We start from the raw sequence: 20,233 nt of genomic DNA, 5'->3' as shown, positions 1-20,233 counted from the left end.
CCGGCCGACGGCGCGGCCGCGCCTGCCACGCCCGCTGCACCGGCCACGCCCGCGACGCACCGCCGGCTGCGCGACACGCTGCACGCGCTCGTCGGCCTGCGCCTGTCGCTATATCCGGCTGCGGCCGGGCAAGCGCCGCAGGCGCCGGACGGAGCGCACGCATGATCCCGCTTTCCACCCTGTCCTTCCCAACGCGACCATGATCGGCGAAATCGACATCTTCGGCGTGTTCGTGCCGGCTCCGCTCGTGCTGATGCTGATCGCCTACCTGATCAACATCGTCGTGCGCGCGGTGCTCGAACGCGTCGGCTTCTACCGCCTCGTCTGGCACCGTTCGATCTTCGACCTCGGCATCTACGTGTTCGTACTTGCCGCCGTCGTGATCGCTTCCCACCATCTCGTGGCTACCTAACGTGAAAAAAACCTGGCTCTCGGCAGGGCAAATCCTGCTCACCCTGATCGTCGTCGTCGTAGCCGGCCTCGTGCTGTGGCGGATCATCAATTACTACATGTTCTCGCCGTGGACGCGCGACGGGCACGTGCGCGCCGACGTGATCCAGGTCGCACCGGACGTGTCGGGCCTCATCACGTCGGTACAGATCGCCGACAACCAGGAGGTCAAGCGCGGCCAGGTGCTGTTCGTGATCGACCAGGCGCGCTACGCGCTCGCGGAACGCCTCGCCGAAGCGACGCTCGCGCAGCGCCGCGCGACGCTGGCCCAGGCGAAGCGCGAATACGCGCGCAACCTGCAGCTCGGCAACCTGGTCGCGAGCGAACAGGTCGAGGAAAGCCGCACGCGCGTCGAACAGGGCGAGGCCAGTGTCGCCGATGCGCAGGTGTCGCTCGACACCGCGAAGCTGAACCTGCAGCGCACGACGATCGTGAGTCCCGTAGACGGCTACCTGAACGACCGCGCGCCACGCGTCGGCGAATACGTGCCGGCCGGCCGCGCAGTGCTGTCGGTGGTCGACCGCAACTCGTTCCGCGTCGACGGCTACTTCGAGGAAACCAAGCTGCGCGGCATCCATATCGGCCAGCCGGTGGACATCATCGTGATGGGCGAGCCGCATACGCTACGCGGCCACGTGCAGAGCATCGTTGCCGCGATCGAGGATCGCGACCGCACGCAGGGCGCGAACCTGCTGCCGAACGTGAACCCGGCGTTCAGCTGGGTGCGTCTCGCGCAGCGCGTGCCGGTGCGCGTCGTGCTCGATGAAGTACCCGACGATTTCCGGATGATCGCGGGCCGCACCGCAACCGTGTCGATGCGCGGCGCCGACACGCGCCAGAACGACAACGCGAAGCCGGCTGCCGCCGGTTCGGCATCGGCGGCCTCCGGTGCGGCCGCCGGCGCGGTGGGAGCGTCGCAATGAACAAGCACGGTCTGCGCCTCGCGGCAGCGTTCGCGCCGCTTGCGCTCGCACTCGGCGCGTGCAAATCCGTCGGCCCCGACTACACGCTGCCACAGCAGGCGTACGTGAATGCGCCGCTCGCGAACCATGCGCTCGACGACGCGAACGGTACGCTGGTGTCGCGCGACGCGGTGCCCGGCAACTGGTGGCAACTGTATGACGACCCCGTGCTCGACGCGCTCGTGCGCGAGGCGCTGAAGTCGAACACCGACCTGCGCGTCGCCGCGGCCAACCTCGCCCGCTCGCGCGCGGCGCTGGACGTCGCGAGCCAGCAGGGCGGGTTCTCGGGGGGCGCCGAAGCCGCCGTGCAGCGCGCGCAGGAATCGGCCGAGCAATACCTGCTCGAAAACAAGCTGCCCGTCGTCAACGAAGGCTCGGTCGGCATCAACGTGTCGTACGAAATCGACCTGTTCGGCAAGCTGCGGCGCGGCGTCGAAGCCGCACGCGCCGACAGCGACGCCGTAAAGGCGGCCGGCGACCTCGCGCGCATCACGGTTGTCGCCGACGTCGTGCGCGCGTACGTCGAATCGTGCTCGGCCGGCGATGAACTCGCCATCGCGAAGCAGTCGCTCGCGCTGCAGAAGCAGCGCGTCGCGCTGTCGCAGCGGTTGCGCGACGCCGGGCGCGGCAACCAGACCGACGTGACGCGCGGCGTGACGCAGGTCCGCACGCTCGCCGCCGACATCCCGCGCTTCGAAGGCCGCCGCAAGGTCGCGCAATACCAGCTCGCCGCGCTGCTCGCGCGCGCGCCGGCTGATTTGCCGAAGGCCGTCGCCGAATGCGAACGGCTGCCGACGCTGCGCCAGCCGATTCCGATCGGCGACGGCGCGGCGCTGCTGCGCCGCCGACCCGACGTGCGCGAAGCAGAGCGGCAGCTTGCCGCCTCGACCGCGCGCATCGGCGTGGCGACCGCCGCGCTGTACCCGTCGATCAGCATCGGTGCGTCGGCCGGCTCGGTCGGCGTCGCCGCCGACCTGTTCTCGTCCAACACGAACCGCTGGTCGTTCGGCCCGCTGATCAGCTGGTCGTTCCCCGTGAACGGCCAGCGTGCGCGCGTACGCGAGGCCGAGGCCGCGACGGGCGGCGCGCTCGCGCACTTCGACGGCGTCGTGCTGAATGCGCTGCGCGAAACGCAGTCGAGCCTCGCGACCTACGCGGCCGACGTGCAGCGCACGGATGCGTTGCGCACGGCGTATGAATCGGCACGCAATTCCGCCGACGAAACGCATCGTCTCTATGCGGCGGGCCGCGAATCGTTCATCTCCGATCTCGACGCGACGCGCACTCTCACGGGCGTGCGTGCGCAAGTCGCGGCTGCCGAAGGCCAGGTCGCGGCCGATCAGGTGCGGCTCTTCCTCGCACTCGGTGGCGGGTGGGATGGCGACGGCACAACGGCCGCACAGGATCGCGCCCCCGCCACAGCGCGTGCCGCCGCGACGCCGAACGGCAGCGAGTCGTCACGATAGCGTTATCACCTTAAGTACATAGCGCATGTGCGGCAAAATGCCCTGCAGCGGCAGGGTTTCCTGATTCGCACCATAGCATCCGGAAGGCGACGAACACCTGCGTTGACGGTAAACTGACCGATGCATTTCCATTCATCTGCAGTTGCCGATCCGGCAGCCGCATCCACTCGGAGAGTCATCATGCGAACCAGCGCCCGCAACCATTTCGCCGGCCAGGTCGGCGCCGTCAAGCCCGGTGCCGTCAACGACGAAATCACGCTCCGCACGCAGGACGGCCTCGACATCGTCGCCGTGATCACCCACGGCAGCGCAGCGTCGCTGGGCCTCGCGGCCGGCACGAAGGCGTTCGCGCTCGTCAAGGCGTCGTCGGTCATCGTGATGGTCGACGTCGACAGCAGCAAGGTATCGGCGCGCAACTGCGTCGCAGGCACCGTTGCGTCGGTCACGAAGGGCGCGATCAATGCGGAAGTCGTGATCAAAGCGGCAGGCGGCGCCGAGATCGTCGCGATCGTCACCAACGACAGCGTCGATCGTCTCGGCCTCGCGAGCGGCACGGCGGCATCCGCGATCTTCAAGGCGTCGAGCGTGATCGTCGGCGTCGAGTGATCGCGTGACGATCGCGATGGCGGACCGTCGTGCGCCGCGCAGGCATGCGGCCGGGTCGTCGTCCGGATGCGCGCGATGACGGCCCCGTCCGGTCGCGCGCATGAACAGGCGTTGCAGTCGCTGCTGGCGGCAGCGGCCGGCGCCGGCACCGCCGATGCACGCCTGTTCGGCGCACTCGTTGCGGCACGCGCGTGCCGCAACGAACTCTCGCTGCTGGGCCTGTCTCCCGCCCGGTTCGCCGGCCTGCTCGCCCGGCAATTTCCACACCTGCCCTCCACCGACTCCGCCGCATTCATGCCGACGGTCTCGCTGGCGCTGTTGCCCGCCAGCCACTCGGCATTCGTCGCGACGCTGCATGCGCGGCTGATGAACGACGCGAATCCCGCCGTCGCCGGCGACGATGCCGACTGCCTCGCCTCGATCATCGCGCATGCGTGCCTGCGCCCCGACCATCTGTGGCGCGATCTCGGGCTCGACGGGCGCGATGCGGTATCGGCGATGCTCGACCGCTTTTTCCCTGCGCTCGCCGCGCGCAACGTCACCCACCTGCGCTGGAAGAAATTCCTCGCACAGGAAGTGGCGGCATCGCTCGGCGTGCCACCCGGGCCCGCACCCGGATGCCCGGGCTGCGAGGATTTCGGCTTCTGCTTTCCTCAAGCGCGATAGCCACGGCGGCGGCCCGTGCCGCACGCCTGTTTCATCGCATCGCCAGCCAGACACCTGACCTTGAACGGCATTCAGGGGCCGGCCGCACACCCCATAAACGGCTACCCTGCGATGCGCATCATGCGCCCCGCATGGCGCCGTCAGTGCCGATGCCGGTGGTGGATGTCCGGAAAATGCGCATGGCTGTGCGTGATCGGCAGATGCTCGTGCGGATGCGTGTGCGGTTCGTCGCCGTCATACGGGAAGTCGTGCGCGTGCTGGTGATGTTCGTCGTGCCAATGCCGATGCGTATGCTCGAGCTGCTCGTGCGCATGCGTGTGTTCGTGCCGTTCGCGCACGTGCAGCCAGATGCCGAGCGCCATCAGCGCGGCGGCGATCCAGAACGTCGCGGGCGGCACTGCAGGCCAGATCAGCAGCGACAACACGACGCCGAACAGTGGCGCGATCGAGAAATACGCGCCGGTGCGCGCGCTGCCGAGATGACGCAGCGCGACGACGAACAGCACGAGGCTGATCCCGTAGCCGCCGAGCCCCGTCAGCATCGCCGCTGCGGTGACCGGTATCGCGGGCAGCGTTGCACCGGTCGCCAGCGCGATGCCGATATTCACGGGCCCCGCGATCAGCCCTTTCAGGCAAGCGATGACCATCGCGTCGTTCGCGGCAACCTTGCGGGTCAGGTTGTTGTCGATCGCCCAGCACAGGCATGCACCGACGATCAGCAGCGCACCGGCCGGCACGCCGGCCCCGCCCGGTGTCCGCGACAGCAGCGTGCCGCCGGCGACGATCGCAACCATGCCGAGGAATATCTGCGTATCCACGTTTTCGCGAAACACGACCCATGCGATCACCGCCGTCAGCACGCCTTCGAGATTGAGCAGCAACGCACTCGTCGCCGCCGGCGTGCTCGACAGCCCGAGCATCAGCAAGGCCGGGCCGGCCACGCCCCCCGCCGCGATCGCGCCGGCCAGCCACGGCAGATCGGCGCGCTGCAGCGGCGCGGCATCCGCGGCCGGTGCGCGACGGTTACGCCATCCGCGAAGCAGGATCCCGATGCCGAGCCCGACGCCGCTGCCGAGATAGAAGAGGCCTGCGACCATGAACGGTGACATCGCGCCGATCAGCGCCTTGGCGAGCGGAGTCGCGGCACCGAACAGCGCGGCGGCGGCGAGCGCGACGAGAATCGCGGAATGTCTCGAATTCATGATCCGGTTTGAATTGACGTTGAAGAACTGGGCGGGGCTTCGGGGTGTGCCGGGGCCGGCCGCCCTTACCTTTCGGAATGCAAGCTGCATGCGTCATGCCGACCTGCTGGTGGCCGGACGACCCAGTCGAGATTATCGCGCGCCATCATGTCACGATGGCCGGGCGGGATCGCTCGCACGGCAATCGATGATTTCCGCTCAATAATTTCGGAAACCGAAACATATTGCTGAAGCCACGCTGTATTCAGGTATGCGAATCGTTCATGCGACCACGGAAGAATCGAAACATCGTGCGTGCAGCGACGTTCGACGAACGTTCGTTGTCCGGCCGCGTGGTCTGTTTGACGTGGGAAGGGGGTACCGGCAAGTCAGGCGCCGGTGGAGGCGGTCCCGACCCGCCTCTGACGAGGCAGGTCGGTTTGTCGTGCCATGCGCTGCATGTACGTGCCGCGCGGTTGACCGCAGCGCGGTACGGATTACTCGTTGCCGGCCGTCTGCTGTTCGACCTGCGGTGCGATGTCGGTTTGCACCTTCGCTTTCGCTTCGGCTTCCGCCGGTTGCGGCGCGGCCTCGGCCTGCTGCTCGGCCTGCTGCTCGGCCTTCGGCTGCTGCGGCGCACCCTTGGCTGCCTGTGCCGCGCCCTTGCCCGGACGGCGAGCCTTCAGGCGGCGCGCGCGCGCTGCATCGTCATGCGTCACGCGCCCTGCTTCGTTGCCCTGCAGGTCGACACGCACCGCGTCTTCGACGAGGCACGACCAGTAGCGGTTACCGCGGCACCACGTCGACATCGCTTCGCGCAGTTCGGCTTCGTTAAGGCCGACAGCCTGCGCTTCGCGTGCGAGATCGTCCCAGATGCCGACCTTGAGCGGCACTTTCGGGGCCGGATTCTTCGGGAATGCGCGCGGAAACTTCCGCTGCAGTTTGCCGATCGCGACGATAACCGGATCGACCGGCGCCGACGGCTTCGCCGAAGCGGGCTTCGCGCGATGCGGTGCCTTGGCACCGGCGCCCGCTTTGGCGCCAGCACCCGGCTTGGCGCCGCGAAGCGGCTGGTCGCCGGACTTCGGCTTCGTGCCGACATCCGTCGGTGCTGCCGGCCGCTTCGCGTTGCGCTCCTGTTTGGCCTTCGCTGCGAGCTGCGCCCGCAATTCGGCAAGTTGTTCAAAACCCATAAATTCAATCCACCAGGAATATAAGGTGTGGTTCGTGCGGCCATGCCGCGCGGCATAAAAGCTTCGCCGCCATGCATGCGGCCCGTCTGCCGCCGATGCGGCGCGCTACGGGGCCGCATCGCGTACGCCACTCTGTTTTCAGGCACCCGGCCACGATGCCGGACAAGGCAGGAGTGGAAGTATACCGGTACGCGCGACGGCCGGTTGACTCGCCGGTCTGCATTGGCCGGATTCTGCATGCCGGAAATGCGTCCGTGCGGTCGTGTTGCGCATTATAGGGATCCGCTTCCGGATGTCACGCCGTTCGCTGCTGCCGCCGGAAATCGGGCCAGGCCCGGCGCCGGTCCGCCCGACGGGCGACGGGCGACGGGCGACGGGCGACGGGCGACGGGCGACGGGCGACGGGCGACGGGCGACAGGCGACAGGCGACAGGCGACAGGCGACAGGCGACAGGCGACAGGCGACAGGCGACAGGCGACAGGCGACAGGCATTGTCGCAGCACGCGCATCGCGCCGAATCGACGCAACGTCGCGCGACAAGCCTGCCCGCCCTTCAATTGCACCGGCGCCGCTGCACGACTCGTTGCGTTCGCATCGATCGCGTGGCGGACGAAGATACCGGAAAGTGCGTAGTATGGCCGGATCGACATCGTCGGCAGCGTATCTCGCCTGTTTTACTGCACGCCCGGTCAGCCCGCGATTTCACGTTTGCCCGCGAAAAGAACCGGTTACACGAAACGGAGCGGATGCATGGATTCCCACGACAACACCCCGCACGACGGCATCACGCGCGAGGAAATTCACCATCGGCAGATCGACATGCGCGGCTATCGCCGCAGCGACGGCCTGTTCGAAGTGACTGCCTGCCTCGCGGACCGCAAGACCAGCGATTTCACCCCCCCGGGTGGCACGCGGACGGTCGTGGCGCTGTCGCCAATCCACGATCTCGGCGTGACACTGGTCTTCGACGCCGACATGGTCGTCCGCACCGTCTCCACGTTCATCCGCTCGCATCCGTATGCTCAGTGCCCGGGCGGCGGCGATTCGCTGCAGGCGCTCGTCGGGCTGAGCATCGGCGCCGGCTGGAACAACGAGGTTCGCAAGCGCCTGCCGTCCTGCGATACGTGCACGCACCTGAAGGAATTGCTCGGCCCGATCGCCACCACCGCCTATCAGACGATGGTCGGCATGCGGCGACCGTCACTCGACTACCGAGACAGCGAAGGAAAACCGCTCAAGATCGACAGCTGCTACGCATACGGCGCGTCGCGCGATCTCGTGAAACGCCTTTGGCCCGAATACCACCGGCCGTCGGCAACGACGAAAGGCAGCTAGGGCTCCGGCGTCCGGCCGGTTCCGCGCTCGCAGACCGGTACGGCGCGAACAACCGCAGATCCACCTGCATCGCTTCGACTGGCCGCCGCGCCGGCCGTCAGAAAACGCCCAGCGCGAGGCCCGCTGCCAGGCCGGCACCCAGTTCGGCGCAGCGCGCAAGCGCGTCGCTGTCGATCGTCTTGGCCGCGAGGATCCGCTCGGGCGTCTGCGCATGCGTGCAGACGATCAGGCCAGGCGCCACGTTCTTCAGCCGCCATCCCGTCGCGATCCGGTCGATCTGGCGCAACGCGTTCTGCCCGTCGCTTCCCGCACAGATCATCGCCGCATACGGGCGGCCGTTCACGCGATCGAGCGCCGCGTAGTAGCAGCGATCGAAGAAGTCCTTCATCAACCCGGACATTGCCGCGAGATTTTCCGGCGTCGCAAACAGGTAGGCATCGGCGGTCAGCACGTCGTCTGCGCTCGTCGCGTCCGCACGCTGCAGCCTGACGTCGACGCCAGGCTGCTCGCGAGCCGCGCCGGCAGCCGCTTCGGCCATCTGTTGCGTGCCGCCGGTCATCGTGTGATAGACGATCAACAACGTTTTCATCGGTAGTCGCTCGCGTTCGGCTTCAGGTGCGCCGGCGGCATCGCCGGTTTCCACCCGATGGCCGGTCGTCACGTGTGAGGGTCATTTGGCGCTCGGTTGCCCGGATCGGCCGGCTTGCCCGTCTGTCGATGCTGCGCGCGCATCGCAGCGGCGTCGATTGGCGCATGCGTCCGGATGTGTCCGGGTACGCGGTCAATCCTGCGTGCAATGCGATGCGTCGCGGTCGTCGCCCGGTCGCGCGTAGTACGCGAGGAACATGTCCGCAGCCGATTCCGCAATTTTCTGCTGCTCCTGCGCGGTGAGCGGCGGTTGGCCCATCGTGATTTGCGGCCAGAACGCGAATGCCTTCACGACGCCATGCAACTGATGCGCGGCGAACACCGGATCGGTGACCGACAGACGGCCGGCCGCCGCGGCCGTACGCACCCAGACCGTGACGTCTTCCTCGCGCTCGCCGAGACGCTCGACCATGTCGCGCGCCCGTTCCGGGGAATGAATGGCTGCGCCGATCGCGACGCGCGCGAGCGCTAGAAATGCCTCGTCGTTCAGCAATCGCAATTTCCGGTCCAGCAGCCCGAGCAGCTGGTCGCGCAGCGACACGTCGGCGCGATAGCTCGGCGAACTGCCGGTCCGGGTCGCATCCCACAGCTTGTTCAGGATCGCGGCGAACAGCGTCTCCTTGCCCGGAAAGTGGTTATAGACCGTGCGCTTCGACACGTCCGCGCGCGCCGCGATACGATCCATGCTGGTCGCATCGTAGCCCGCTGCGAGAAATTCCTCGATCGCCGCGTCGACGATGGCCGCGCGCTTTCGATCGGTCAGACGCTGAGGGGGAGTGCTGGTATCCATATGGAAATATTACACCGGGCAGTTTACTTATCCAAAAAATAAACTACACTGTTTAGTGTACTTTATTCTCCGGATGAACCGACATGGCATCGCCTCTCGTTTTGATTCACCGCATTCTGGGTTTTGCGGCCGCCCGGCGCGGCCGCACGCTGTCCGGCAGTTCGCCACAGCACAATGGCGAGCGCTTCGCCAATGTCGCACCGCGTCCCGCCGAAGGATTCGGCAAGACGCTGGGGATCGCCTGGAACATGCTGGTCAACAAGCCGCGCAATACCGTGCCCACCGGGGCGCTGCCCGTCGATTCGCTGACTCGCGCGGAACTCGACGCGGCCCCCGACCGCAGCCTGTACCGGCTCGGCCATTCGACGCTGCTGCTCAAGCTGCGCGGCGGATTCTGGCTGACGGATCCCGTGTTTGCCGAGCGTGCATCGCCGTTTCGGCGAGTCGGCCCCAAGCGCTTCCATGCGCCGCCGATCGCGCTGGAGGATCTTCCGCCGCTGCGCGGCGTGATCCTGTCGCACGATCACTACGATCACCTCGACCGCGACACGGTGCTCGCGCTTGCCGCCACCACCGACGTATTCGTGACCACGCTCGGCGTCGGCGATCGACTGATCGAATGGGGTATCGACGCAAGCAAAATTCGCCAGCTCGACTGGTGGCAGAGCATTGACGTCGCCGGCCTGACGCTGACCGCGACGCCCGCCCAGCACTTCTCCGGGCGCAGCCTGTTCGACGGCAACAGCACGCTGTGGGCGTCGTGGGTGATCGTCGACGGCGACCGGCGCATATTCTTCAGCGGCGACACGGGCTATTTCGACGGATTCCGAGAGATCGGCGAGCGCCTGGGGCCGTTCGACATCACGCTGATCGAAACAGGCGCCTATGATGCGCAATGGCCGTATGTGCACATGCAGCCGGAAGAAACCGTGCAGGCACACATCGATTTGCGCGGACGCTGGCTGATCCCGATTCACAACGGCACGTTCGATCTCGCGATGCATCGCTGGCAGGAGCCGTTCGAGCGCGTCACGGCGCTGGCAATCGTGCGCGGCGTCGAATTGTCGACACCCAGGATAGGCGAACGCGTCGATCTCGACGAACCGCATCGCGGCGAGCGGTGGTGGCGTACGGTCGACGAGCGCGCGGCAGCGCCGGCAGCGAAATCGCGCCGCTGGCAGCTTTGTGCGTCGCAGGCAACGAAGTAGATTCGCCAGCCGCTGCACGCGCCTTCCGGAAGCGTGGCGATGCCGCGATTCCGGAAGGCGTTTTCGTTGCCGGAGCCCCAACACGTCGACGGCCAGCCCGTCGACCCGATTACCCGAGTAGATAAGTCATGCATCCGGCACACGTCCGATACACCCCCGGGCAACGAGACGACGATGTCGCCATCGCTGCAATCAACCAGGCAGGCTACCGGCCGCCCCGCGTCAGCCGCGAAGGCGAGCTGCGGCAGACACTCGCCGAGCGCGTCGCAAGATGGACGGAGGGTGTCGACCACCTCGTCACGGCCATTCCCAATCTGAGCTTTCATCGACGGGAAGCACCGACGCAACCGATGGACTGCATGGTCGAACCGAGCTTCGGCCTCGTCGTACAGGGCACGAAGCGCGTCATCCAGAGCGGCGATGCCTATATCTACGACACCAACCGCTTTCTGATCACGTCACTCGATCTGCCGGGTTCGACGCAGGTCATCGAAGCCAGCCGCGAAAAACCGTTCCTCGGGCTCGGCCTCAAGCTCGATTTTCGTGTCATGGCCGAACTGATGATGCAGGTCGCGCCGGATCACGACGATGCACCGGTCGGCCGCGGCCTCGTCGTCGGCGACATGACCGAACCGCTGTACGACGCGCTGAACCGGTTGCTGGCATTGCTCGACGACCCGAATGCCATTGCCGTTCTCGCACCGTACGTCGAGCGCGAAATCTACTATCGCCTGCTGACGAGCGACCAGGGCGCCCGCCTGCGTCAGATCGCATCCACCGGTAGCCAGTGCAACCGCGTGTCACGCGCGATCCAGTGGTTGCGTGCTCACTATGACGAGTCCTTGCGCGTCGATGATCTCGCGGCGCAGGTTCAGATGAGCAGTTCGACCTTCCATCACCACTTCCGCCAGCTCACCGGCATGAGTCCGCTGCAGTATCAGAAATGGATACGGCTCAACGAGGCGCGTCGACTGATGCTGTCCGAACGGCTCGATGCCGCGTCGGCGTCGTTCCGGGTCGGGTATGCAAGCCCGACCCAGTTCAACCGCGAATACAGTCGGTTGTTCGGCAATTCGCCTCGGAGGGACATCGATAGCCTGCGAGGGGGAACGGACGTCGTTCTGTCGATCGCAGCCAGCTATTGATCGCGGAGCGGCAGTGGAGGGGTGAAATGCCGGCTTTGCCTGGATCCGCAGCGAGGCGAAGTTGGCCTTGTCACATGCGTGATCGGTCCGATCCGGTCTAATTGACGCCATCAGATGCATACTTGTTGCCGGCCCGGGAGGGATGGGGCCGCGTGTGCCGGGGCTATCCCGGTTGAATGTTGAATGGCGCCGGATGCGCGTCGAGTTCGAGGCGAGCACTCGAGCTTGTGCGCCTCGAGCTGCTACAGATAGATCGCCTGATCCCGATGCTCTCGGAGTAGCCGGCGGCGTCACACCGCTCCAAAGATCACACCGATCCAGTTGCCCTGCTGCTTCCCTGGCGCAGATCCCCCAGACGGTCAGGTTCCCTCGACACTCCGCAGTTCAACGAATCAGGCGACTCGCACGTGCGTTGTCACGTGACAACTGGCGCTGAATATCGATACTTTAGGTGCCGGATATGAGGCTAGATCAGAACCGACGATGTACTGATTAGCAAACTGATCGGCACCTCCGTCTTACCACCGGCCTCAAATCGTTTCGAAAACCACGAATTACGTATCAAACACGACAAATCTCACCATTCGTGACTCAATTGCAGCTGGCGACACACGAAAAATAATGCGCCCCCAATTCCGCGAGCGACCTTGCCCATTTTGCGTGAAACAACATGAAGAATATGGCGCAAGCCATTGCCGGACAAGGATTTCCGAGAATGCGCCATTTCTCGCAAATGTTTCACGACCTGACCCGTTTGAGTTGTCACACGACACTCGACGCGTGAATTTGCCTCCATCGTGGCTCACGTACGCCTTGGCAGAGCTGGCGGTTGCCGGGTTGTCCATCTACCCGTCCCGATACGCTCAATCGCCCCCTCCCCTACGGGCCGCCACGATTGGAAATGCAGGTTCTTGACATCTCTTTAAATGGGGTCATATCAAGCCAGATCGTGGCTTGTCCTTTCTGGATGGCGCCAAGCGACTTGCAGCCACGTCCCGGCACAAAAGCGTGGGCGCGCAGCGACAGAGGCCCAGACAAGCAGAACAACCATCCCGCGACATCTCCGTCCAGGCGCACTTCTACATTGGCAGAGCGGATGTTTCATATCGCCTCATGGCTTGACCTTCAGAGATCCCACACTCCTGTTGTCACGTGACAACTGACTGAACGACTCGCACAACAAACGGCGTTGAACAGCAAATCGTCTGCGCCAACTTGCATCCGAACATATCAACCGAAGCGCGCTCAGGATTGCTCAACCGCGACAGATCTTGAGCCCCATAGCGTTGCTACCGTCGAGCCGTGTTCCGAGCCGTTTGTCACGTGACAACTCTTCTCGGTACGCGTTTGGTCGTCGACCATATATTCGCCGTCGAAGTAATGCCCCCGCAACTCAGCTCTCGCCCCGATTAAAAACTTTTCCCTCAACGGAAATCACAAGCCGGAATCGCTTTCTAGCGATTGTCACGTAACAACCGCTCGCTTCGAGGACGCCTACAACATCAGCGAATCGGGTTAAGGCAAGGATCAGGGAGACAAAGACATGATGAGTTCATCAGCCTCAATGAGGCAGATTCGTCATTGACGTTTAAGTCAGTCGACTTTTCTTTAGCTGACGGTCTATTTTTCCCAGAGACACAGGATGGAATTTTATTTTTCTCGACCGATAATTTCGAATAGCGCGTTAGCCATTCGGCTTACTTGTCACGTGACAACCACGCCGATCATCAAAACTTCCATCATGTCGAAGACCTTTCTGGACATTTCGACAATAACTGCATATATTACGCAAAACTCCGTGGAGGAATTTAATGGCTTTCAAGATCGCCGTCAGTAATCAAAAAGGTGGAACTGGAAAGACAACCATCTCCGTCAACATCGCTGCTGCGTTCGAAGCCGGCGGCAACAAGGTCGCGCTGATCGATGCCGACCCTCAAGGCACGTCCGTTCGTTGGGTCACGAGCGGTGAAAATACGCTGCCGATGACGGTCCTTTCGCTGGCGCCCGCCGGCCGCGGCATCGGCGGCGAGATCAAGAAGCAGGACGCGAACTTCGACGTGATCGTCGTGGACTGTCCCGGCAACCTCGAAGATCCGCGTATCGCATCCGTCCTCGAAGTGGCGGACTTCTGCCTGGTGCCGCTGTCGCCTTCGCCGGCCGACCTGTACAGTACCGTCGCGATGATCCGCATGATCGAGTCGATGCGCACCGTTCGAAACCCAAATCTTTCTTCCGCATTGATGCTGAATAGTGTTAATGGAAAAACTAAAATGCGTGAAGAAATTTTAAAAATTCTAAGGGCTGAAGAAATAGGGGAGCATCTGCTCGACAGCCAGATCGCGCAACGCGAGGTCTACCGTCAGACGTTCGCGCTCGGCACCACGATCCATCACCACAATCGATACCTGAAGGGCTTGAAGGAAGCCCGTGCAGAAATCGAGAAGCTGGTCACGGAAATGGCCCAATACATCGCGTCGACGCGCGCTACCGGAGCCGCCCATGGCTAAGGACACATCGAAAGACAAGAAGCCGACGGGCAATCTGCATCTCGCGGCCGGCCTGTTGCGCGGACTTGCGCAGGAAAATGCGGCACTCGAAACGCGGCTGCCCGAGCCGGCGGTCGCACCGGCTGCCGCCGTCGAAGCGGCGCCCGCCGGCACGACTGCTGCAGCCGCGCCCGCCGGTGCGGCCGATCTTGGCGCGCCGCAGAAGGTTCTGGTCAAGGACTGCATCCCGAACCCGTTCAACCCGCGCGTGTTCTACTCGGAGTCGAGCCTGCACGAGCTCGCACTGACGTTGAAACGGGAAGGGCAGATCGAGCCGATCAAGGTCACGCGGCTCCCGGAGTTTCCCGGCAAGCTCGTCGTGATCGACGGGCAACGCCGGCTGCGCGCGACGAGCATCAACGGCGACGAGACGATCAACGCCACGTTCCGTACGGACCACACCCCCGAGCAGCTCTACACGATCGCGTATCGGGCCAACCACGACCACGAACGCCAGACGATCTTCGACGATGCGGTAGCGTGGAAGCGCCTCCTCGACGAGAAGGTCTTTTCCGACCAGAACACGCTGGCGGAAAAAATCGGCAAGGACAAGGCATCGATCAGCAAGACGCTGTCGCTCAACGCGCTGCCGAACACGCTGCTGGAGCGGATGGCCAGCGCGAACGACGTGGTTGGCCTGCAGGCAGCGTACTTCCTGAAGCTGATCTTCGAGCGCCTGGGCGAGCCGACGGCCGACCGGCTGTTGACGGCCGTGATCGACCGGAAAAAATCGGTCCGCGACCTCGAGAATTTCCTGCGTGCGCAGAGCGACGGCAACAAGAAGGCGGGACGCACGCGCTACAGCGTTCGTCACGACTTTGCGCTCGAATCGCGGGCGATCGGTCAGTTGAAGACTTATCCGGACGGACGTCTGGATCTGCAGCTCAAGGGCGTCGACGCCTCCCACCAGGAAGCGCTCGCCGACAAGCTCAAGACCGTCATCGATGCGTACGTCGCGGATCTCGCGGCGGCCACGCCCAAGTAAGCACCGCAAACAAAAGGTTCATCGAGGATTACCGGGGAACGCGGCGCGGATCTTGAGGAAGAAATATTCCTCGTCGCGGTACCCGTAGGCCCTGCGTTTGATGACCTTGATGGTGTTGTTGATGCCTTCGACGACGCTGGTATTGAGCGGATGGCGGCAGCGGGCGAGGATTCCGTGCCAGTAACCCTGCAGACGCTGCGCAAACAGTTGCAGCGCGGCAATCCCGCTTTGCCGGGCTTGCTCGATCCATTGCTCCCAGGCTTTTTGCGCCCAAGCTGGCTTCTGGTAGAACCAGAGCCGCTTGAGTTCGTCGCGTAGCACGTAGACGCACAGCAACGGCTGATTGGCGGCCAGCAGTTCCTTCAGATGCACGGCCTGTTCCTGCTTCAGGTTGCGGCGGTTGCGCAGCAGCAGCCAACGACTGGACTTCAGAACCTTCCGGGCCGGCCGGTCATGGCGTAGCTGATTGGCCTGATCCACCCGTACCCGATCGATCACCTCGCGCCCATACTTGGCGACGACGTGGAACAGGTCGTAGACCACCTCGGCCTGCGGACACTGCGCCTTGATCTCCAGCTCGTAAGCCGTGGTCATGTCGATCGCGACCGCTTCGATACGCTCGGTGACGCCCGCGGGAAGTTGTTCGAAGAAGGCCCTGGCCGTCTCGCGAGAGCGCCCCTGTCCGATCCAGAGCACTTGCCGGCCGATCGGATCGACCACCACCGTGGCGTAGCGATGGCCTTTATGTAGCGCGAACTCGTCCATCGCCAGATAGCGGATCGTTGACCAGTCCGGCTCGGCCACGCGTGCGCGCAAGCGCATCTTGTCGATCGATTTGACCGTATGCCAGCCCAGGTCGTAGAAGGCCGCTACCGCTTGCACGCTGGCCGCTTGCAGCAGCTTCTCGCAGGCCTTGGCGAATCGCTCCGTCACCCGCTGGTAGCGGCCCAGCCAGTCCAGCTTCTCCAGCCTCGGCCCGCCGCAGCGTTCGCACCAGACTCGGCGACGAGGCACATGCAGCACCACCCGATACTCGAACAGCGGCAGATCGCGCACGCGTCGCACCGTCGTTTCATGAATCTGCTGGCAACGCGCTCCGCATTGCTCGCAGTACATGACCTTGCTGGCCGGCTTCAAGTACAGCGACAGCGTGCGCCTTTCACCCGCCGGCCACTCCACCCGCTCCAGCCGATAGCCTGTCCAGCAACCCAGTGCCTGAAGTGCCTTGCGATCGAGCAATTCTTCCTCCTGACCTCCATAAAGTCAGGCGTCAGGTTACGCAATCGCTCTCCAAGGCTCCACGGTTTCCTGCGATGAACCAAACAAAAGGCCTCGCCTCCGTGTTGCGCCGCGAAGCCGGACCACCATCAAGTCCGGCAAACGACGCCCCCGGCTGCGAGGCCCTGTTCAGTTGCCTGCGAGACTGCTCTTGAGCAGGAATTCCAGCAGGTCGTCCGAGGTCGGTTCGCCCCAGGTATCGAGCGCGAGCCATCGGAAGAAGCTGGTCTGCGCAAGCTTGCTTGCCTTCTTCTTCGGCGACAGCGTCAGGTCCTTCGAACCCGCGACCGTCTCGTTGTAACGCTCGATCAGCTTGGTCTGGTCGTCGATCTCCAGCTCGCGGAAATACGCGCCGGCTTCCTCGACCTTCGCCGCCAGATACTTGTCGCGAATCTGCTCCTGCTTGCTTTGCGCGGATTCCTTCGCCGGTGCGGCCGCTTCGGTACCCTGTCCGTCGGCCAGCGTGTAGCCGTGCGTCAGCGCCTTGCGGAAATACGCGGCTACATTGTCGACCGGCGCCGCATTCTTCTTCGTAGTCCGATTGAGCGTGTAGGCGATCGCCGCCTTGATCCGCTGCACGCCGTATTGCGTGATCAGCCGGCGCGCTTCCGAACGCGGAATGCCGAACTTGGCGACTTCCTCGACCAGCGCTTCGTTCTTGACGTCGCCGTCTTCGACCGTATCGGCGCTCTGCTTGCGCGTCACCTTGAACTGAACGGCTTCCACGCTGCGGCCGGATTTGTGTTCGATCAACTCGAGCGTGTGGTCCGATACTTCGTTCACCTCCTGGATACACGGCACCAGGACCTTGCTCTTGAACAGCTTGTATTCCTTGTACGACTGCGACGCCTTGTCCTGGCCGAGGATGAGGTCACGGAATTTCGGCAGCGGAATCTTCGCGGTGATGCCGATCCCTTCGTAGCGCACCGTGTTTTCCCACAGCGCGAGCGAGTGCGACCGCCGGAACTCGCGGGCGATCCGCATATCGATCAGCGCGTAGATTTCGGGATTGAGCAGTTCGCTGCGAATCTGGTCGGAGAAGCTGTACTTCAGCACCGATTGCTCGAGTTCCGCGCCGGCGAGCAGGCCTGACGCCTTCCAGACCGTCGAGCGGTCCGCGGCCAGGTAGTCCCAGTTGACGACGGTACTGATCAGCGAGTTGACCGTGTCCTTCACGTACTTCGTGTTGTTGCTGTTCAACCCGCTCTCGTGCGACAGCGACGCAATCGAGATCGAGAAGCTCGTCCGGCCCGGCTCGAACGCCTCCTGCCGAAGCGCATTCTTGATCAGCGAACTGAACATCTTGCGCTGCTGCAGGCCGATCTTTCCCGACTTGGGCGCGATATGAATCGCCTGGACCGCCTTGCGCAGCAAGTCGGGAGGCTCGGGTGTCTGAAACAGCGAAACCTGCTTGTCTGAGCCTTTGCTTGCTGGCTTGCGCGGCATCGTGGTGTCCGGGTAAGGTTGCCTTATTGATAGCGGACTTTATACCTTTTCGCGCTACGGAGCAACGCCCCTGCTCCAGCATTACTTGCACTATCGACGCTAACTATCAGATGTAAAAAGGAAATTGACAATTGATCGACCGGTGCGGAACCCCATATCCGTCTACCTTTTGCCAAAAATACCTCCCACAAGCCGCTACCTTTCAAGCCGGGCCTTGGAAACCCGGCACGGGAATTGCCCCGCGAAGGTAACCATCCATGGGAAGCAAACGAGTGAAATTGCGATCGTCGGCAGGATTTATGGTGCCTTGCAGCACAGCCCCATTTCGCTCCCATAACTTGCTACCTTCAACGATTCCCATAAGAGGGTACCTGTCGACACGTTTCGGCTTCGGCAGCGGTGTGATTTTCCACCTGGGAGGTAGAAATCACTCCCATAAGCGACAACCATTCCGTGTCCCCACAACAGGCTACCTTTCTGTGGCATCGATCCTGTCCATGGGGAACCGTCCTTCGGACATTCCACCGAAACACCATAGTAGGCCCCGAATCGCCACCCATAAACGGGTACCTTTGATATTCCCCATACACGGCTCCCTGAAAAAAATCCCTGTGCGGGCAGGCACTTACGGATCAAGAAAAGCCCCCCATAAAAGGCTACCTTCATGCGCTCCCATAGATGACTACCCAATGCGATTCACGGCTGATTTCCCATAACCGGCTACGCTCACCCCATATCCACAACCCTGATTCCCCACAACGCGATACCCGAATCCCCAAATCCACAGACCTGAAACCCCAAACCCTTCCACCTGTGCTCCCATAAATGGGTACCGAACACCCCTCAAAGCCTTGTCAGGCAAGGCTGTGAGCCGTCTAAAAGTAGTTAAAGAAGTAAACGTGGTTTACCAAAGATGTAAACACACGTGTGCTTCCACAGAAAGACGAACCCCATAAACCGCTACCCATGTGGGACGTTTGTGGTCCGGCAAGCCCCCCGATCCTGCGATTCAGGCCTGGTGAACACCGGCTTGGCGCCTTGATCCATCAAGGAATCAGGCCCGACAGGGCGCTCAGAGGAGGTGAGTACCCACTCACAAACAGCCAAACGTAGAAACTTATGGGAGGAAATCCCCCAATTCGACGTACAGGTTCCCGTTTATGGGACCGAAAAACGGGCGCCGCACGTACCCCGGATGCTGTGATCGACCGCAGGAACAGATCTGCAACCGGACGAGCGGATCACGTCAGGCTCCCCCACGGCAGTTCGAAATCATCCCGGACTGCCCGCGAATGGATTTTTGTACTCGCGCTGCCGCATCTGTAGACAAGTTTTTTGTCGATCACCCGTCGACGCTTCTCGCCAAATTTAGCCTGTGGACTGTGCACAAAGGAAATCGCCTCGACCTGCTTTGCCACCCCACGGCCGTCAGGTTTTCTACCTTTGGATCAATCGAGGAGCGAAGCTGTGACGCTGAGGCGCCACGAGAGACTCACGAGACCGTCCGGAAACGAATCGGGTGTCGAGATGCCGCCGCACAGATCGCGAGGCTCCCTGGCCGATCTCGAGGTCGTTGCGCGCAGACGTGAAGATGCCGTGGGTGACGAAGCTCACCATGATCGAATCCGGCGACGATCCCGAACATGCTCACCTTCCGAAGAAGCCGGATCCCGTAAGATCTCACCGATCAGTCGAAGCCCAAGGAATCGGCAAGCTGTGACGAGCGCGGCGGCGTCCGGATACGTGATCGTCGACGGGATCAAATGAAAAGCCTGTGGCATGGGCGTGTCGCATGCGATGCGGATGGCAAGCACGGCCGCACGGACGGGCGAGTCTTGTCGTGGCTTCACTGCCGTGCGGAGGTCACCGTCAAGAGCATCGCGCGTTCGTGCAAGGCATTGACGCCTTCGTGAAGAGTTGACGGTCGGGATCTTCACCTCACGGGCAGCGCGTTCATTTTCATCAGACATACCTGCCCACGGCGAGCCGTTCCTCCACAGGTAGCCATCCGTATCGCAGCGCTGCAATCGGTTGACGATGAATTCCGGCACGCCGCTGCAACACGACGTCACTGTCGCGGTAACCTGACGAACCGAATCGTGACCGTTTATGGGAGAAACGGTCGCTCGAGCCACATCGATCGATAGCGTTGCGCACAGGTTGATTGCTGCAGCGGTGATCGCGTATGCGCGGTAACGCTCACGTCACCCATGTGCGCGTTGACATCGCCACCTGTGAAACAGCCATCGACGCGTTACATCGCCCTGCGCGTGACGGTTCTCGTCGCCAACGCGTGCGATGCATGGTTGCGGTCTGTGTGACGCGCC

At 63.3% G+C, this 20,233-nt stretch carries 17 protein-coding genes; 10 read left to right on the top strand and 7 right to left on the bottom strand.

The features are described from left to right. Nucleotides 1-199: 199 nt before the first annotated feature. The 5 genes from BLA15945_RS36655 to BLA15945_RS36635 all read left to right on the top strand — a co-directional run bounded on the left by BLA15945_RS36655 (nucleotide 200) and on the right by BLA15945_RS36635 (nucleotide 4,150). The gene (locus BLA15945_RS36655) at nucleotides 200-412 is read left to right on the top strand and encodes a DUF1656 domain-containing protein (protein ID WP_059241095.1); all 213 of its coding nucleotides are present in this window, start codon (nucleotides 200-202) and stop codon (nucleotides 410-412) included. Between the two features lies 1 nt (nucleotide 413). Beyond that, nucleotides 414-1,373, top strand: coding sequence for an efflux RND transporter periplasmic adaptor subunit (locus BLA15945_RS36650; RefSeq protein WP_174994666.1), 960 nt, complete (start codon nucleotides 414-416; stop codon nucleotides 1,371-1,373). Continuing rightward, nucleotides 1,370-2,878, top strand: coding sequence for an efflux transporter outer membrane subunit (locus tag BLA15945_RS36645; RefSeq protein WP_174994665.1), 1,509 nt, complete (start codon nucleotides 1,370-1,372; stop codon nucleotides 2,876-2,878). The genes BLA15945_RS36650 and BLA15945_RS36645 overlap by 4 nt, the downstream gene beginning before the upstream one ends. A 180-nt stretch (nucleotides 2,879-3,058) precedes the next feature. Next, nucleotides 3,059-3,484 (top strand): TOBE domain-containing protein, encoded by a 426-nt coding sequence (locus tag BLA15945_RS36640; RefSeq protein ID WP_059241092.1) that lies wholly within the window; start codon nucleotides 3,059-3,061, stop codon nucleotides 3,482-3,484. Nucleotides 3,485-3,559: 75 nt separating this feature from the next. Beyond that, on the top strand, nucleotides 3,560-4,150 hold the full coding sequence (locus BLA15945_RS36635) for a nitrogen fixation protein NifQ (protein WP_174994664.1): 591 nt from the start codon (nucleotides 3,560-3,562) through the stop codon (nucleotides 4,148-4,150). Between the two features lie 140 nt (nucleotides 4,151-4,290). Here the strand turns inward: BLA15945_RS36635 and BLA15945_RS36630 are convergent, their stop codons facing one another. Further along, nucleotides 4,291-5,352: a DMT family transporter gene (locus BLA15945_RS36630; RefSeq protein ID WP_174994663.1), complete on the bottom strand. Its 1,062-nt coding sequence runs from the start codon at nucleotides 5,350-5,352 to the stop codon at nucleotides 4,291-4,293. Between the two features lie 476 nt (nucleotides 5,353-5,828). Next, the gene (locus tag BLA15945_RS36625; protein ID WP_174994662.1) at nucleotides 5,829-6,524 is read right to left on the bottom strand and encodes a ProQ/FinO family protein; all 696 of its coding nucleotides are present in this window, start codon (nucleotides 6,522-6,524) and stop codon (nucleotides 5,829-5,831) included. 751 nt (nucleotides 6,525-7,275) lie between these two features. Between BLA15945_RS36625 and BLA15945_RS36620 the strand changes: the two genes are divergently transcribed. Beyond that, nucleotides 7,276-7,860, top strand: a complete 585-nt coding sequence (locus BLA15945_RS36620) for a DUF2889 domain-containing protein (RefSeq protein ID WP_174994661.1) — start codon at nucleotides 7,276-7,278, stop codon at nucleotides 7,858-7,860. 97 nt (nucleotides 7,861-7,957) lie between these two features. On the opposite strand, the gene BLA15945_RS36615 is transcribed toward BLA15945_RS36620, so the two are convergent. Together BLA15945_RS36615 and BLA15945_RS36610 are read right to left on the bottom strand one after the other, a co-directional pair. Next, on the bottom strand, nucleotides 7,958-8,449 hold the full coding sequence (locus tag BLA15945_RS36615; protein WP_059242378.1) for a flavodoxin family protein: 492 nt from the start codon (nucleotides 8,447-8,449) through the stop codon (nucleotides 7,958-7,960). Between the two features lie 192 nt (nucleotides 8,450-8,641). Continuing rightward, on the bottom strand, nucleotides 8,642-9,298 hold the full coding sequence (locus BLA15945_RS36610; RefSeq protein WP_174994660.1) for a TetR/AcrR family transcriptional regulator: 657 nt from the start codon (nucleotides 9,296-9,298) through the stop codon (nucleotides 8,642-8,644). An 83-nt stretch (nucleotides 9,299-9,381) separates the two neighbouring features. Here BLA15945_RS36610 and BLA15945_RS36605 point away from each other — a divergent pair, with 83 nt between their 5' ends. From BLA15945_RS36605 to BLA15945_RS36590, 4 genes are all read left to right on the top strand, one after another. After that, nucleotides 9,382-10,506: an MBL fold metallo-hydrolase gene (locus BLA15945_RS36605; RefSeq protein WP_174994659.1), complete on the top strand. Its 1,125-nt coding sequence runs from the start codon at nucleotides 9,382-9,384 to the stop codon at nucleotides 10,504-10,506. A gap of 128 nt (nucleotides 10,507-10,634) precedes the next feature. After that, nucleotides 10,635-11,651, top strand: a complete 1,017-nt coding sequence (locus tag BLA15945_RS36600) for an AraC family transcriptional regulator (protein WP_059241086.1) — start codon at nucleotides 10,635-10,637, stop codon at nucleotides 11,649-11,651. Between the two features lie 1,811 nt (nucleotides 11,652-13,462). Beyond that, nucleotides 13,463-14,158, top strand: a complete 696-nt coding sequence (locus BLA15945_RS36595; RefSeq protein ID WP_059241085.1) for a ParA family protein — start codon at nucleotides 13,463-13,465, stop codon at nucleotides 14,156-14,158. Further along, nucleotides 14,151-15,182: a ParB/RepB/Spo0J family partition protein gene (locus tag BLA15945_RS36590; RefSeq protein ID WP_174994658.1), complete on the top strand. Its 1,032-nt coding sequence runs from the start codon at nucleotides 14,151-14,153 to the stop codon at nucleotides 15,180-15,182. The genes BLA15945_RS36595 and BLA15945_RS36590 overlap by 8 nt, the downstream gene beginning before the upstream one ends. An 18-nt stretch (nucleotides 15,183-15,200) precedes the next feature. Here the strand turns inward: BLA15945_RS36590 and BLA15945_RS36585 are convergent, their stop codons facing one another. The 3 genes from BLA15945_RS36585 to BLA15945_RS36575 all read right to left on the bottom strand — a co-directional run bounded on the left by BLA15945_RS36585 (nucleotide 15,201) and on the right by BLA15945_RS36575 (nucleotide 19,957). Next, the gene (locus BLA15945_RS36585; RefSeq protein ID WP_174994657.1) at nucleotides 15,201-16,421 is read right to left on the bottom strand and encodes an ISL3 family transposase; all 1,221 of its coding nucleotides are present in this window, start codon (nucleotides 16,419-16,421) and stop codon (nucleotides 15,201-15,203) included. A gap of 168 nt (nucleotides 16,422-16,589) precedes the next feature. Then, the gene (locus BLA15945_RS36580) at nucleotides 16,590-17,906 is read right to left on the bottom strand and encodes a replication initiation protein (RefSeq protein WP_021163671.1); all 1,317 of its coding nucleotides are present in this window, start codon (nucleotides 17,904-17,906) and stop codon (nucleotides 16,590-16,592) included. A 1,610-nt stretch (nucleotides 17,907-19,516) separates the two neighbouring features. Next, nucleotides 19,517-19,957, bottom strand: a complete 441-nt coding sequence (locus tag BLA15945_RS36575; RefSeq protein WP_217468179.1) for a hypothetical protein — start codon at nucleotides 19,955-19,957, stop codon at nucleotides 19,517-19,519. Nucleotides 19,958-20,233: the final 276 nt, after the last annotated feature.

Source organism: Burkholderia arboris (assembly GCF_902499125.1).
GTDB classification, from domain to species: Bacteria; Pseudomonadota; Gammaproteobacteria; order Burkholderiales; family Burkholderiaceae; genus Burkholderia; species Burkholderia arboris.
This window is presented reverse-complemented; position numbering and strand designations above follow the sequence as displayed.

What these genes read in the sequence shown, in the direction of transcription:
- BLA15945_RS36655 (WP_059241095.1), top strand. Translation starts at nt 200, where the DNA reads ATGATCGGCGAAATCGACATCTTCGGCGTGTTCGTGCCGGCTCCGCTC.
- BLA15945_RS36645 (WP_174994665.1), top strand. Translation starts at nt 1,370, where the DNA reads ATGAACAAGCACGGTCTGCGCCTCGCGGCAGCGTTCGCGCCGCTTGCG.
- BLA15945_RS36640 (WP_059241092.1), top strand. Translation starts at nt 3,059, where the DNA reads ATGCGAACCAGCGCCCGCAACCATTTCGCCGGCCAGGTCGGCGCCGTC.
- BLA15945_RS36635 (WP_174994664.1), top strand. Translation starts at nt 3,560, where the DNA reads ATGACGGCCCCGTCCGGTCGCGCGCATGAACAGGCGTTGCAGTCGCTG.
- BLA15945_RS36630 (WP_174994663.1), bottom strand. Translation starts at nt 5,352, where the DNA reads ATGAATTCGAGACATTCCGCGATTCTCGTCGCGCTCGCCGCCGCCGCG.
- BLA15945_RS36625 (WP_174994662.1), bottom strand. Translation starts at nt 6,524, where the DNA reads ATGGGTTTTGAACAACTTGCCGAATTGCGGGCGCAGCTCGCAGCGAAG.
- BLA15945_RS36620 (WP_174994661.1), top strand. Translation starts at nt 7,276, where the DNA reads ATGGATTCCCACGACAACACCCCGCACGACGGCATCACGCGCGAGGAA.
- BLA15945_RS36615 (WP_059242378.1), bottom strand. Translation starts at nt 8,449, where the DNA reads ATGAAAACGTTGTTGATCGTCTATCACACGATGACCGGCGGCACGCAA.
- BLA15945_RS36610 (WP_174994660.1), bottom strand. Translation starts at nt 9,298, where the DNA reads ATGGATACCAGCACTCCCCCTCAGCGTCTGACCGATCGAAAGCGCGCG.
- BLA15945_RS36605 (WP_174994659.1), top strand. Translation starts at nt 9,382, where the DNA reads ATGGCATCGCCTCTCGTTTTGATTCACCGCATTCTGGGTTTTGCGGCC.
- BLA15945_RS36600 (WP_059241086.1), top strand. Translation starts at nt 10,635, where the DNA reads ATGCATCCGGCACACGTCCGATACACCCCCGGGCAACGAGACGACGAT.
- BLA15945_RS36595 (WP_059241085.1), top strand. Translation starts at nt 13,463, where the DNA reads ATGGCTTTCAAGATCGCCGTCAGTAATCAAAAAGGTGGAACTGGAAAG.
- BLA15945_RS36590 (WP_174994658.1), top strand. Translation starts at nt 14,151, where the DNA reads ATGGCTAAGGACACATCGAAAGACAAGAAGCCGACGGGCAATCTGCAT.
- BLA15945_RS36580 (WP_021163671.1), bottom strand. Translation starts at nt 17,906, where the DNA reads ATGCCGCGCAAGCCAGCAAGCAAAGGCTCAGACAAGCAGGTTTCGCTG.